Below are 13,705 nucleotides of genomic sequence, written 5' to 3'. Positions count from 1 at the left end.
GATGAAACAACCCAGTGTTTTCCTCGCGGCCGCCATGCTCTGGCTGGCGTTGGCGGCGCCGTCGCTCGGCGCGCCGGCTCCGCAACCGCCCATCGATCCGCAAGTGCCGCCGGCGCCGCTGCCGGCCGGCGACGACGGCGCGGCCGTGGGCGCGGTCCACGCGCTGGACGCCGCCGATCTCGCCGCCTGGCTCGACGGCCGGGTGCCGTACGCGCTCAAGAGCGGCGAGATCGCCGGCCTGGTGATCAGCGTGGTCAAGGACGGCAAAGTATTGCTGCAGAAGGGCTACGGCATGGCCGACGTCGAGGCCGCGATCCCGATGGACCCGGCCAACTCGCTGGTGCGCCCCGGCTCGACGTCCAAGCTGTTCACGTGGACGGCGGTCATGCAACTGGTGCAGCAGGGTAAGATCGACCTCGACCGCAGCGTCAACGACTACCTGGACTTCAAGATCGACGAATCGTACGAGCCGGTGACGATGCGCCACCTGATGAACCACCGCGCCGGTTTCGAGGAGGGCATCAAGGATTTGCTCGGCTACGATCCGGCGCAGGCGCAGACCACCGAACGCTACCTGAAGGAGCATCCGCGCCCGATGCTGTTCGCCCCCGGCGCCGTGCCGGCCTATTCGAACTACGGCGTCGCGCTGGCCGGCTACATCGTGCAGCGCGTCTCGGGCGAGTCGTTCGAGAACTATGTCGAGCGCCACATTTTCCGTCCGCTGGGCATGTCGCACTCGACGTTCGTGCAACCGCTGCCCAAGGATTTTCCGGGCCAACTGTCCAAGGGCTACCGCACCACGGGCGAGCCGCCGTCGGCCTTCGAGCTGGTGATCACGGCGCCGGCCGGCGCGCTGACGACGACCGCCGCCGACATGGGCCGCTTCATGCTCGCGCACCTGCAGCAGGGCGGGCTGGACGGCAACCGGATACTCGACGCGGCCACCGTCGCCCGCATGCACAGCCCCAGCGAACCGGCGCGGCCGGGGTTCGGCGTCATGGCCCATGGGTTCTTCCGCGCCACGCAAAACGGCCGCGAGGTGATCGGCCACGGCGGCGACACCATCGTCCACCACACCGAGCTGGACCTGTTGCCGGGCGAGGGCGTGGGCATCTTCTTCTCCTTCAACAGCCGCGGCAAGGACGGCGCCGTCTACGGCGCGCGCAAGGAACTGTTCGACGGCTTCATGGACCGCTACTTCCCGGCGGCGGCGGTCAGCGAGCCGCCCACCCTCGCTTCGGCGGCCGCCGACGCGCGGCGCATCGCCGGCAGCTACCAGAGTTCGCGCCGGGTCGAGCACGGCTTCCTGAGCCTGCTGTATCTGCTGCAGCAGACCGCCATCACGGCCAATCCGGATGGCACCATCAGCACGCCCGAGGCGACCGGCGCCATGGCCACCTACCGCGAGGTCGGCCCACAGTTGTGGCGCAAGGTCGGCGGCACGCAGACCTTGGCCCTGACCGAGGTGGACGGCGTCAAGACCGTGATCGACAGCGAGAACCCGGTCTCGGTGCTGCAGGAAGGTCCGCTGGCGCGCTCGGCGGCGCTGAACCTCGGCGTGCTGGTGTTTTCGGCGGCCACGCTGTTGTGCGCGCTGCTGGCCTGGCCGCTGGGCGCGTTGCTGCGCCGCGCCGACCGCGCCACCAGCGGCGCCGGCCCTGGCCTGCGCAAATTGCGCACGCTGCAGCGCGCCGCCGTCGTGGTGGACGTGCTTTACCTGGGCGCGTGGTTCATGCTGATCAAGCCCTTGCTCAACACCGATGTCGGCGTCTACCGCACCTCGATCGACTGGGTGGTGGGGCTGCTGGAAGTCAGCGGCCTGCTGGCCGTCGGCGCGGCGGCCGCCGGCGTGTGGGTGGCGTGGCGGATGGCGCGCACCGACGCCACGCGCCTGACCCGCGCCTGGGCGGTGCTGGTGGCGCTGGCGTTGCTGGGCGTGGTCTGGATCGGCGTCGTCGGCCGCTTGATGACCTGGAACCTGAATTACTGAGCGGAGACCGGCATGAAATTCTTTATCGCCCATCTGGCCACAGAGACCAACACCTTCGCCGCCACCCCGACCGGGCTGGGCGCCTTCGAGGAGATCGGCATCTTCCACGGCGACGCCAGCCGGCGCGACCCGCACGGCACCGGCGCGTTCCTGCATTTCCTGCGCGGGCTGGTCGAGGCCGACGGCGGCGAGGTGGTCGAGAGCCTGTGCACGCTGGCCCAGCCGGCGGGACGCACCGTGCGGCACGTGTACGAGGCGTTGCGCGACGAGATCCTGGCGGACCTGCGCGCCGCGCTGCCGGTCGACGCGGTGCAATTGCTGCTGCACGGGGCCATGGCGGCCGACGGCTACGACGACTGCGAGGGCGACCTGGCCGCGTGCATCCGCGCGCTGGTCGGCCCGGACGTGGCCATCGGCATCGAGCTGGACCTGCATTGCCACTTCACCGAACGGATGCGCGGCGCGGCCGACGCCATCATCGCGTTCAAGGAGTACCCGCACATCGACGCCGAGGAGCGCGGCCGCGAGTTGTACCGCATTTTGACGGACACGGTGGCGCGCCGCGTGCGGCCCGTTACGGCGGTGTTCGACTGCAAGATGGTCGGCCTGTGGCATACGACCCGCGAACCGATGCGCGGCTTCGTGCGGCGGATGCAGGAGGCCGAGCGCGAGCCGGGGGTGTTGTCGGTGTCGCTGGGCCATAGTTTTCCGTGGGGCGACGTGCCGGAGGCCGGCGCCAAACTGTGGGTGGTCGCCGACAACGACACGGCGCTGGCCCGCCGCGTGGCCGAACGGCTCGGCGCCGAGTTCTGGGCGCTGCGCGAGCGCATCGTGCCGGAGGTGGTTGGCATCGATGAAGCGCTCGACCTCGCGCTTAACCTCGCGCCGTCCGCCGCGTCCGGCGCCGGCCCGGTGGTGCTGGCCGACGTGGCGGACAATCCCGGCGGCGGCGCGGCCGGCGACAGTACGTTCATCCTGCGCCGGCTGGTCGAGCGCCGGGTCGCCAATGTCGCCGTCGGCGCCATCTGGGACCTGGGCGCGGTGCACATCTGCAAGAGCGCCGGCGTGGGCGCGCAACTGGCGCTGCGCATCGGCGGCAAATGCGGACCCGCCTCCGGGCAGCCGGTCGACCTGCGCGTGACCGTGCGCGCGGTCGTCGAGAACCACAGCCAGAGCGCGCTCGGGACGCGCGAGCGGCTGGGCGACTGCGTCTGGGTCGAGGCGGACAACGGCCTGCACGTGCTGCTGGCGTCGATCCGTACGCAGACCTACGGCACCGACGCGTTCACCGGCATCGGCATCACCCTGGCGGACAAGGCCATCGTGGTGGTCAAGTCGACCCAGCATTTCCACGCCGAGTACGCGCCGCTGGCGGCTGCGGTGTGGTATGTCACCACGCCCGGCGCGATGAGCCTGGACTTCGCCGCGATCCCTTACCGCCTGCGCTCGCTCGACTACTGGCCGCGCGTCGGCGATCCGCACGCGGCGGCCCTAATTTAGCATCCTAGAAAAGCGGCGCGCCGAGTTTTCAACCTGGGCAAGGGCGTCTATAATGGGCGCTCTTACGAGGAATACGCATGGCCACTAAACGCGCGATCAATCATGGAACGGAACGGGACGGCGACCTGGGCGAATCGCTCCGGCGCATCCGCAAGGAGCGTGGCATGACGCTGATCGAGGCGGGCGCGAGGAGCGGCATGCCGATGTCGACGATCTCCAAGATCGAGAACAACAAGATGTCGCTCAGCTACGACAAGTTGCTGCGCATTTGTAATGCGCTGGAGATCGACATATCGCATTTGTTCAGCGGCGCGGCGGCGGTCGGCAAGCCGGCGGCACCGGCCGCGAGCGGGCGCCGCAGCATCAACCGGCGCGGCACCGGCTACGCCATCAACACGCCGAATTATTCGCACCTGTATCCGGCGGCGGACCTGCTCAACAAGCGCGCCGTGCCGATCATCGCCGAAATCCATACGCGCTCGCTGGCCGAATTCGGCGAACTGATCCGCCATCCGGGCGAGGAGTTCGCCATCGTCCTCGAAGGCACGGTCGACCTCTACACGGACCTGTATGCGCCGGCCCGGCTTGAAACCGGCGATTCGATCTATTTCGACAGCGGCATGGCGCACGCCTATATCGCCGTCGGCGACGGGCGCTGCCGCGTGCTGTCGGTATGCACATCGGACGAACCGAACCAGGAGGCGATGTACGCCTCGCTGGGTGAGCCGCCGGCCGCCGCGCCGGCGCCCGCGGTGAAGAAGTCGAAAAAGTAGCGCCACCAATTTTCCAATTCTGAAATAACGAACCTATCCGGCCGCTTGCCGCCGCTTGCCGCTGCTTCCCGCCGCCTGCCGATGTGCTGGCGGCGCGCGCGCTGCATGCCCGCACCTGGACGATTGCGCAGAAAGTGCTTGCGTGGATTTCCGTACTCGCCTATCTTTCATGTATAGAATAAATTTCTTAATTTGAAAATACGGGAATTGTATGAGCCATGAGACAGCGGACTTCATCGTCATCGGCGCCGGCATCGGCGGCGCGTCGGTCGCCTACTGGCTGGCGCGCCAGGCGCGCGTGATCGTGCTGGAGGCGGAACCCCAGCCCGGCTACCACAGCACCGGTCGCTCGGCCGCGCTGTTCATGGAAAGCTACGGCCCCGACCAGGTGCGGGCGTTGACCCGGGCCGGCATCGATTTCTTCCGGAACCCGCCCGCCGGCTTCTGCGAGCATCCGCTGCTGTCGCCGCGCGGCGCCTTCGTGTTCGCCGGCCCCGGGCAGGAGGCCGAGCTCGACGCCCACGAGGCGTCGGTGCGCGCCACCTCGTCGGTGGTGCGGCGCCTCGACGCGCGGCAGGCGCTGGAGTTTTTGCCGGTGCTGCGTCCGGGCCAGGTCATCGGCGGCGTACTGGAGGAGGATGCCTCGGACATCGACGTCGACGCGCTGCTGCAAGGCTTCCTGCGCGGCACGCGGCAGCAGGGCGGCCGCACCGTCTACGATGCCGCCGTCACCGGCATGACGTATGCCGGCGGCCTGTGGAGCGTCAACACGGCCGGCGGCGTCTATCGCGCGCCGGTGGTCGTCAACGCCGCCGGTGCCTGGGCCGACGCGGTCGCGCGCATGGCCGGCGCCGATCCGGTCGGACTGGTGCCCAAGCGCCGCTCCGCCTTCCTGTTCGCGCCGCCCGAGGGGATCGCCTCGTCGCACTGGCCGCTGTTTGTCGACGTGCGCGAATCGTTCTATATCAAGCCGGATGCCGGCATGCTGCTTGGCTCGCCCTGCAACGCCGATCCGGTCGCGCCGCACGACGTCCAGGCCGAAGAACTCGACATCGCCATCGCCATCGACAACATCGAGCGCATGACGACGTTGCGCATCCGCCGGCCGACGCACGTGTGGGCCGGCCTGCGCAGCTTCGTCGCCGACGGCGAACTGGTGGGCGGATACGATCCGAGGGCGCCGGGCTTTTTCTGGGCGGCCGGGCAGGGCGGCTACGGCATCCAGTCGGCGCCCGGCGCCGGGCGCTATTACGCGTCGATGCTGTTGGGCGGGGACGGCGCCGCGCCGCCGGCCTGGCCGGGCGTCGATCCGGCCCGCATCAGCCCGGCCCGCTTCACCGGCATCGATCACCCAGCGGCCGGCGACCATGCGTGACCACGACACCTGGTTCGGCCAGCCCAAGGGGTTGACCATTCTTTTCCTGACGGAGATGTGGGAAAAATTCTCGTTCTTCGGCATGCGCGCGCTGCAAATCTATTACATGACCAAGGAGCTGCACTTCACACAGGCGTTTTCCTCCGTCGTGTTCGGCGCCTACGCCGCCGGCGTCTACCTGACGCCGATCGCCGGCGGCCTGATCGCCGACCGCTGGCTGGGCCGCAGAAAGGCCGTCATCATCGGCGGCGCGCTGATGGCGCTGGGCCACTTCATGATGGCGTTCGAGGCGTTGTTCTTTCCGGCCATGGTGGTCATCGCGGTCGGCAACGGCCTGTTCCTGCCGAACCTGCCCAGCCAGGTGCCGCTGTTGTATCCGAAGGGCGATCCGCGCGCCGGCGCCGCGTTCAACGTCTACTATGTCGGCATCAACCTGGGCGCCTTCCTTGCGCCGCTGATCTGCGGCACGCTCGGCGAGGTCTACGGCTGGCATTACGGCTTTGGCGCCGCCGGCGTCGGCATGTGTCTGGGCCTGGCGGTCTACACCTTGGGCGGCAAGCATTTGCCGGCCGACGCGTCCAGGACCGCCAGCCCGCCGCAGGCGGCGCCGGCGCCGTCCGGGGATGGACGCGGCAATATTCGCATGCTGATTGGCGTCGCGCTCGCGGTCATGCTGTTCCGCGTCGCCTACGAACAAACCGGGAACACCTTCGCCGTATGGGCCGACACGGCCATCGATCGGCAGGCGTTCGGGCTGACGATACCGGTAACGTGGTTCCAGTCGCTCAATCCGATGTTCGTCTTTCTGATCAGTCCACTCTTGGTGCGCGTGTGGACCCGCCGCGCCGCCGCCGGCCGGGCCGTGCCGGCGCTCGCGCGCATGAGCATGGGCGCCATCGGCGTGGGCGTCGCCTACGCCATGCTGGCGGCGCTGATCGTCGCCAGCGGCTCCGGCGCGCACGCCATCGGCTGGTTGTGGGTGGTGGCGTTCTTCGGCATCTTCACGCTGGCCGAGCTGTACATACTGCCGGTCGGCCTGGGGCTGTTCGCCAGCCTGGCGCCGCCACGCTTCGCCGCCACCACGATCGCCGCATGGTTCTTCTGCTCCTTCACCGGCAATCTGTTGTCCGGCCTGGTCGGGGCGGTATGGGAGCGGGTCACGCCGCAAGGCTTCTTTTTGCTGCTGGCGGCGATCTGTATCTCGTCCGGCGTCGCGTTGCGCGGCATCGATCGCCTGCATCGGGCAAGCGCGGCGTTGCCGGCGCGGCCAATCGACAAGACGGCATGAGCTTTGACGGTCCACTGGCGTATGCGAACAACAACAGTGGAAGATTTTTGTTAAGTTTTGTAAGGTTTTGCCATCGGGCGCCGCCCCCCGCGCGGCGCCGCCGGCCGATCCCGCCCGTGGCCAGGCGCGGCCGGTAAGGAAGTGTAACGACATCCTTGGTCTATTCGCATATTTGTCAATGGAATCAATGGCTTGCTTGGCGGACGTGGGGTAGTGGACCCGGTGCTAGAATCGATTCACCGGTATCCGCCATATGGTTTATATCGTTAATGTTTGCGCCGCCTCGCAAGCGGTGCGAGCACGGAATCGCACGGCTCTCCCCCTGTGGTGCGATTCTTCGTTTGCCGGCGCCCCGCCGGGCGCCGGCTTTTTTTTTGCGCCACCTTGTGTTTATACTAGAGCTAGAGTTGAGGTGAATTCATCGGACAGAGGCTGCATGCGCAAGATATTGATCGCGGAGGATGACCAGAAGGCCGGCATGCTGCTGAAAACCTATCTGGAAAAACAGCAGTACGAGGTGACCCTCGCGCCGGATGGCCTGAGCTTTCAATCCGAGTTCGCGCGCCTGGCCGACCAGCTGTCGCTGGTGATCCTGGACGTGATGCTGCCCGATACCGACGGCTTCGCGCTGTGCAAAGTGGTGCGGCGCCGTTCCAATGTGCCGGTCATCATGCTGACCGCCAGCTCCGACGAAGCGGACCGCATCGTCGGCCTGGAACTGGGCGCGGACGATTACATCGCCAAGCCTTACAGCCCGCGCGAGCTGCTGGCGCGGATCAAGGCCATCTTGCGCCGCGCCGGCTTCGACACCCAGAGCGCGCCGCGCTATTACCGGTTTGTCGGCTTCACGCTCGATCTGCTGGAGCGCCTCGTCACCGACAGCGCCGGGACGCCGGTGCCGCTGACCGGACTGGATTACCAGTTGCTGAAGTACTTCGTCGAGCATCCGGGCGATATCCTCGATCGCGGCGTGCTGTCCGAACAAACCCGCGGGCGCGACGCCGGCCCGCTGGACCGTTCGCTGGACGTCCAGATCAGCAAGCTGCGTTTGCGCCTGAATGACGACGGCAAGCAGCCGTCGCTGATCAAGACGGTGCGCGGCGCCGGCTATGTGTTCTCGGCCGATGTGTCGGTGTCGCCGGCGTGAGCCGGCCGGCATGCTGCGCTGTGCCTTGCTGGCCTGCTGCCTTTGGCTGCTGCACTGCGTCGCGGCGGGCGCCGTGCCGCACACGCTCAACTTCGAGCAACTGAGCGTCAGGGACGGCCTGGCGCAGGAAACCGTCACCGCCATCGTGCAGGACCAGCAGGGCTTCATGTGGTTCGGCAGCCAGCATGGCCTTAGCCGCTACGACGGCTACCGCGTCACCGTCTATCGCACCATCCCCAACGATCCGCGCAGCCTGGCCGACAACTGGGTGCAGGTGCTCCACGTCGACAAGAAGAACCGTTTATGGGTGGGCACGCGCGGCGGCCTGCAGCGCTTCGATCCGGCCAGCGGCGATTTCACGCGCTTTCCCGCCGCGCTGGATGGTCCGGAGCGGGCGGGCAGGCGGCAGGTGCAGGCGATTATCAGCGACGGCTACGGCCAGCTATGGCTGGGCACCAGCGACGGCGTGCATCACTTCGATCCGGAGTCGGGACGCTACACGGTGCTGCGCCACGATCCCGCCGATCCCGCCAGCCTGGCCAACGACCAGGTCAACGCGCTGGCGCTGGACGGGGAGGGCGCGCTGTGGGTGGGCCTCAAGCAGGGGCTGGACCGCCTGCCCGCCGGCGCCGCCGGCTTCCAGCACTTCCGCGTCGACACGCCCGCCAGGCCGAACGCGCCGCTCAACGAGGTGCAGCAGCTGCGCATCGACCAGCGCCAGGTCTTGTGGCTGGTGACGATGGATGGCTTGGTCAGCTGGCAACTGGGCGCGCCCGGCATGCCGCGCCACGTGTACGGGCCGGCCGACGGCCTGGCGCCGGGACTGGTGACGGCGCTGGCGCAGGACCGCGACAACACGCTCTGGCTGGGCACCAACACCAACGGCCTGCATCGCTGGGACGAGGTTCGGCGCCGCTTCGTCGCCATCCCGGCCGACCCGCACCAGAGCGCGGGCAAGGAGGTATCGAGCCTGTTCCAGGACCATAGCGGCACGCTGTGGGTGGGCAGCTGGACCGCCGGCGTGCGCCGGGCCGACCTGGCCAGCGGTGGCTTCAGCCGCTATTTCCACATTCCGGGCGATCCGCGCACGCTGCACGACAACCGTGTCTACGGCATCAGCGGCGACGGCAAGGGCGGATTGCTGTTGGCCGGCATCGGCGGCATCGACCGCCTCGATCCCGCCACCGGCAACATCACCCGCCTGCGTGGCGACGCAAGGCTGGAACGCCACATGCACAACAAGGAGATCGTGCTGGCGGTCCACCGCGACGCGCGCGGCGTCACCTGGATAGGCAGCAGCGCCGAGCTGGGACGCTTCGATCCGGAGCGCGGCACCTATTCGGCGCACGGTTTCAGCAGCCCCGATCCGAACAGCGGTTCGATCACCCACATCACCGGCGACCGCGCCGGCAATCTGTGGGTGGGCAGCCGTGGCGGCCTGCATCGGATCGACGGCGCCGGAGGCCCGGACCGCAGCTTCCGCCACGACGGGGGCGACAAGGCGAGCCTCAGCGACGACTGGGTACGCATGACGGCGCAGGATGCCGACGGCGCCATTTGGGTCGCCACCGACAACGGCCTCAATCTGCTGGCGCCGGACGGCGGCGGCTTCCGTCATTTCCACCACGACCGCGCGGATATCGCCAGCATCAGCAGCGACCGCGTGCAGTCGCTGTTCGTCGACCGCCAGGGCACGCTGTGGGTGGGCACCAACGGCGGCTTGAACCGCGTGGTGCGCGGCGCCGGCGGCGCCATCGGCTTCCGCCGCTACACCACGCGCGAGGGATTGGCCGACGACTCCATCGGCGCCATTTTGCAGGCCGACGACGGCGTGCTGTGGCTCAGCACCGCCACCGGCATCTCGCGCATGGACACGCAAGCCGGCACGTTCAGGAATTACTCGGCGCGCGACGGCATGATCGAGGGCTTTTACTTTTCCGGCTCCGCCTACCGGGAGCGCGACGGCACCATGTACTTTGGTGGCGTCAACGGCCTGACGGTGTTCCACCCGGCGGCCATCCGCGACAATCCCTATCCGCCGCCGGCCGTGATCACGTCCATGCAGGCCGGCGGCAAGCCGCTGCCCATCGGCGCCGCCGCCCCGCGCCTGGCGCACGACGCCGCCGCGCTGACCTTCGAGTTCGCGGCGCTGCATTACAGCGATCCCCAGCGCAACCGCTTCAGCTACCGGTTGAAAGGGTACGACCGCGACTGGACCGTCGGCGATGCCAGCAAGCGCATGGCCACCTACACCAATCTCGATCCCGGCCACTACGAGTTCCAGGTGCGGGCAGCCAACAAGGACGGCGTCTGGGGCCAGCCTTCGCCGCCGCTGGCCTTCGAGATCGCGCCGCCGTACTGGCAGCGCTGGTGGTTCCGGCTGGCGGTGGCGCTGTCCTTGCTGATGCTGGCATGGGGCGGTCATCGCGCGCGCGAGCGCATGCACTCGCGGCGGCGGCGCGAGCTGGAGGTGCAGGTGGGCACGCGCACGCGGGAGCTGGAGCAGGCCCAAACCCGCTTGCAAGGATACGTGGAGGACCGCGAGCGGCTGTTCGTCGCGATCTCGCACGATCTGCGCACACCGATCACGCGGCTCAAGCTGCGCTCCGAACTGCTGGACGACGACGCCGTGCGCGAGGAGTTCCACGACGATCTGGATGATCTGGACATGATGGTCAAGAGCGCGCTGCAAACCGTCAGGGACAGCGACATCCACGAAAACGTCACCGCCGTGCGGCTGGACGCGCTGATCGGCCGCATGCTGCGAAGCGCCCAACTGGCCGGCCACCAGATCGGCTACACGCCGGCCGGGCTGGCGGTGCGGGCCAAGCCGCTGGCGCTCAAGCGCGCGATCGGCAATCTGCTCGACAACGCGCTGTTCTACGGCGGCAGCGCCGATATCGCCACCGTGGAGCACGACGGCGCGGTGCACATCCAGATCCGCGACCACGGCCCCGGCGTGCCGCCGGAGGAACTGGGCCGCTTGTTCGACGCGCATATGCGGCTCGATCATGGCCGGTCCCGCAACGAGGGCGGCCTGGGACTGGGGCTGGGCATCGCGCGCGGCATCGTCGAGGCCAACGGCGGCACGCTGACGCTGGAAAACCATGCCGAGGGTGGCTTGGTCGCCACGATCATCCTCCCCGGCGCCACTAATTCGTAATGAATTGTGAGCTTGCCCGCCGCATGCGCACGGCTTCTTGGGGCGTGCGGGCCGCTTGTGTAAAGAAGCGTAAGCGCGGCGGCCTCGATTCTACAGATTGTTCATTGAAATCAAAGGCTTGCGGATGATGGTCAGCGACGTTGCGGGGCGCGCGGGGCGCATGCTAGTGTCTGTCTATTCTGATCGGAAAAACATCGTCCATGCCTGTTGCCCACCCCGTACTGCCGCGCCAACGCATCATCGCCATCGATGCCCTGCGTGGTTTGACCTTCTTCGTCATGTTGTTCGTGAACTGCCTGTCCGGCGCCAACGGCGTCCCGTATGGCATCCAGCACATGGCCGCCAGCGTCGACGGCATGAGCCTTGCCGACGTGGTGTTCCCGGCCTTCCTGTTCGTGGTCGGCACGTCGATTCCTTTGAGCCTGAATCACCGCTTGGCTGTCGAAGGCGGCATGCGCCAGACCTTGTGGCAAATCGCCACGCGCGCCTTCGGCTTGATCGTCATCGGCCTGTTCATGGTCAACACGGAAGAGGGCTATAACGAAGCGGCCATGGGCATGTCCATCCAGCTGTGGGCCCTATGCTTTTACGTGGCGGCCTTGCTGGTGTGGGGCACGCGCAGCAACCGCTGGCTGCGCTGGCTGGGCGCGGCGGCGATCGCGGCGCTGGCGCTGGCCTATCGCGGCGGCCCCGATGGACAGGACTGGATGCAGACCTCGTGGTGGGGCATCCTCGGTTGCATAGGCTGGGCGTATCTGGTTGCCAGCATCGTTTATCTGGCCGGGCGCGGACGCATGGCGGTGCTGGTGCTGGCGGCGGCGGGCTGTGTGCTGTGGTTCACGTTCAGCCAGGCGGCAGGCGGCAACGGCGTGATCGCCATGCACGCCACGCACACCTCCATCGTGTTGTGCGGCGCCATATGCGTGCTGCTGTTCTTCGATGGCGCGCGGTATGGTGGCGCGCCACAACGGCTGGCGGCGGGCGCGGTGCTGACGCTGGTGCTGGCGTTGGCCGCCTGGCTGTTGCACCACCTTTACCCGATCTCCAAAATCGGCGCCACGCCGCCGTGGGCGCTGTATTGCGCGGCCTTGTGCAGCGGCCTGTTCGTGCTGCTGTACTGGCTGATCGAGATGCGCCAGGTCGTGCGCTGGACGGCGCTGGTGCAGCCGGCGGCGGCCAATCCGCTGGTGACCTATCTGCTGCCGGTGATACTGGCCACGCTGATGGGTTACCTGCATCTGCGCTGGTGGCCGGTGCTGATGCACGGCGGTGTGGCCATCGCCTTCGCGCTGCTGTTCTCCGCCGTGGTCGTGGCGGTGGTGGCGGTCTTAAATACCTATAACTTCAAACTGAAACTCTGAGATGTCGAATTCCGTTTCCCCACGCTATCTGGCACTGGACGTCTTCCGCGGCCTGACGCTGGCACTGATGATCATCGTGAACACCCCCGGCGGCGAGAGCAGCTATGGCCCGCTCGAACACGCCGCCTGGCATGGCTTCACGCTGACCGATCTTGTGTTCCCATCGTTCTTGTTCGTGGTGGGCGCCGCCGTGAGCCTGAGCATGAAGAAGTTCGCCGGCCAAGGCGAGGCTTACTTCCTCCAGCGCGTGATCAAGCGCGGCGCGCTGATTTTCCTGTGCGGCTATCTGCTGTACTGGTTCCCGTTCTTCAATCCCGACTTCACGCTGGCGCCGATTTCCGGTACCCGCGTCATGGGCGTGCTGCAGCGCATAGGCCTGTGCTATCTGTTCGCCGCGCTGATCGTGCGCTATGGCGGCTTGCGCGGCGCGGCGGCGTTCAGCGTGGCCGCCTTGCTAGGCTACTGGTGGATGCTGGCGTCCTTCGGCGACTACACACTGAGCGGCAACGCGGCGCTCAAGCTGGACCTGGCCGTGCTGGGCGCGCCGCACATGTATCGCGGCGAGGGCATCGCCTTCGATCCGGAGGGGATACTCAGCACCTTGCCGTCGATTGTCAACGTGCTGGCCGGTTACGCGGCGGCCGTCTGGCTGCAGCGCAAAGGCCCCGGCGTTCGCACCGTGGCCACGCTGGTGGCGGCGGGCGTGGCGTGCCTGGTGCTGGCCTATGGATGGGACGCGTTGCTACCGATTAACAAGAAGCTGTGGACCAGCAGCTTCGTCGTCTGCACCGTGGGCTGGGACCTGATCATCCTCGCCGTTCTGGTGGCCGTGATCGACATGGCCGGAGCGCGCTTCGGCACCTACTTCTTCGAGGTGTTCGGCAAGAACACGCTCTTTATCTACCTGCTGGCCGACGTGGCGGTCATCGTGCTGGGGCGCCTGCACGTGGGCGGCGACACGCTGTATCGCTGGCTGTATCAAACCGTGTTCCTGTCGTGGTCATCGCCGTACAACGCCTCCTTGCTGTTCGCGGTGGCGTTCATGCTGGCTTGCTGGCTGGTGGCCTATGCGATGGATCGCCGAAAAATCTACATCAAACTCTGAGGA

At 67.5% G+C, this 13,705-nt stretch carries 9 protein-coding genes; all 9 read left to right on the top strand.

Translation table 11 applies throughout. The features are described 5' to 3' along the window. Nucleotide 1 precedes the first annotated feature (1 nt). The 9 genes from JOD97_RS04945 to JOD97_RS04905 all read left to right on the top strand — a co-directional run bounded on the left by JOD97_RS04945 (nt 2) and on the right by JOD97_RS04905 (nt 13,702). Nucleotides 2-1,990 carry a serine hydrolase gene (locus JOD97_RS04945; RefSeq protein WP_209713851.1) on the top strand — a complete coding sequence of 663 codons (1,989 nt, stop codon included), beginning with the start codon at nt 2-4 and terminating at the stop codon, nt 1,988-1,990. Nucleotides 1,991-2,002: 12 nt separating this feature from the next. Then, complete coding sequence (locus tag JOD97_RS04940) at nt 2,003-3,490, top strand: M81 family metallopeptidase (protein ID WP_209713849.1); 1,488 nt, start codon at nt 2,003-2,005, stop codon at nt 3,488-3,490. A gap of 77 nt (nt 3,491-3,567) precedes the next feature. Then, nucleotides 3,568-4,263, top strand: a complete 696-nt coding sequence (locus JOD97_RS04935) for a helix-turn-helix domain-containing protein (RefSeq protein WP_209713846.1) — start codon at nt 3,568-3,570, stop codon at nt 4,261-4,263. A gap of 211 nt (nt 4,264-4,474) precedes the next feature. After that, nucleotides 4,475-5,638 (top strand): FAD-binding oxidoreductase, encoded by a 1,164-nt coding sequence (locus JOD97_RS04930; RefSeq protein ID WP_209713844.1) that lies wholly within the window; start codon nt 4,475-4,477, stop codon nt 5,636-5,638. Then, a complete protein-coding gene (locus tag JOD97_RS04925; protein ID WP_209713842.1) occupies nt 5,631-6,926 on the top strand; it encodes a peptide MFS transporter in 1,296 nt (431 codons plus the stop codon). Before JOD97_RS04930 ends, JOD97_RS04925 begins: the two co-directional genes overlap by 8 nt. A gap of 436 nt (nt 6,927-7,362) precedes the next feature. After that, the gene (locus JOD97_RS04920) at nt 7,363-8,073 is read left to right on the top strand and encodes a response regulator (protein WP_209713840.1); all 711 of its coding nucleotides are present in this window, start codon (nt 7,363-7,365) and stop codon (nt 8,071-8,073) included. A gap of 10 nt (nt 8,074-8,083) precedes the next feature. Next, nucleotides 8,084-11,236, top strand: a complete 3,153-nt coding sequence (locus JOD97_RS04915) for a two-component regulator propeller domain-containing protein (protein WP_209713838.1) — start codon at nt 8,084-8,086, stop codon at nt 11,234-11,236. A 200-nt stretch (nt 11,237-11,436) separates the two neighbouring features. Further along, the gene (locus JOD97_RS04910; RefSeq protein ID WP_209713836.1) at nt 11,437-12,597 is read left to right on the top strand and encodes a DUF5009 domain-containing protein; all 1,161 of its coding nucleotides are present in this window, start codon (nt 11,437-11,439) and stop codon (nt 12,595-12,597) included. 1 nt (nt 12,598) lies between these two features. After that, nucleotides 12,599-13,702 (top strand): acyltransferase family protein, encoded by a 1,104-nt coding sequence (locus tag JOD97_RS04905; protein WP_209713834.1) that lies wholly within the window; start codon nt 12,599-12,601, stop codon nt 13,700-13,702. Nucleotides 13,703-13,705 lie beyond the last annotated feature (3 nt).

This window comes from Duganella sp. 1411, assembly GCF_017833525.1.
GTDB lineage: Bacteria > Pseudomonadota > Gammaproteobacteria > Burkholderiales > Burkholderiaceae_D > Rugamonas.
This window is presented reverse-complemented; position numbering and strand designations above follow the sequence as displayed.

Bases quoted from the DNA above. Each gene is read 5' to 3' on its own strand.
- JOD97_RS04945 (WP_209713851.1), top strand. From the start codon at position 2: ATGAAACAACCCAGTGTTTTCCTCGCGGCCGCCATGCTCTGGCTGGCG.
- JOD97_RS04940 (WP_209713849.1), top strand. From the start codon at position 2,003: ATGAAATTCTTTATCGCCCATCTGGCCACAGAGACCAACACCTTCGCC.
- JOD97_RS04935 (WP_209713846.1), top strand. From the start codon at position 3,568: ATGGCCACTAAACGCGCGATCAATCATGGAACGGAACGGGACGGCGAC.
- JOD97_RS04930 (WP_209713844.1), top strand. From the start codon at position 4,475: ATGAGCCATGAGACAGCGGACTTCATCGTCATCGGCGCCGGCATCGGC.
- JOD97_RS04925 (WP_209713842.1), top strand. From the start codon at position 5,631: ATGCGTGACCACGACACCTGGTTCGGCCAGCCCAAGGGGTTGACCATT.
- JOD97_RS04920 (WP_209713840.1), top strand. From the start codon at position 7,363: ATGCGCAAGATATTGATCGCGGAGGATGACCAGAAGGCCGGCATGCTG.
- JOD97_RS04915 (WP_209713838.1), top strand. From the start codon at position 8,084: ATGCTGCGCTGTGCCTTGCTGGCCTGCTGCCTTTGGCTGCTGCACTGC.
- JOD97_RS04910 (WP_209713836.1), top strand. From the start codon at position 11,437: ATGCCTGTTGCCCACCCCGTACTGCCGCGCCAACGCATCATCGCCATC.
- JOD97_RS04905 (WP_209713834.1), top strand. From the start codon at position 12,599: ATGTCGAATTCCGTTTCCCCACGCTATCTGGCACTGGACGTCTTCCGC.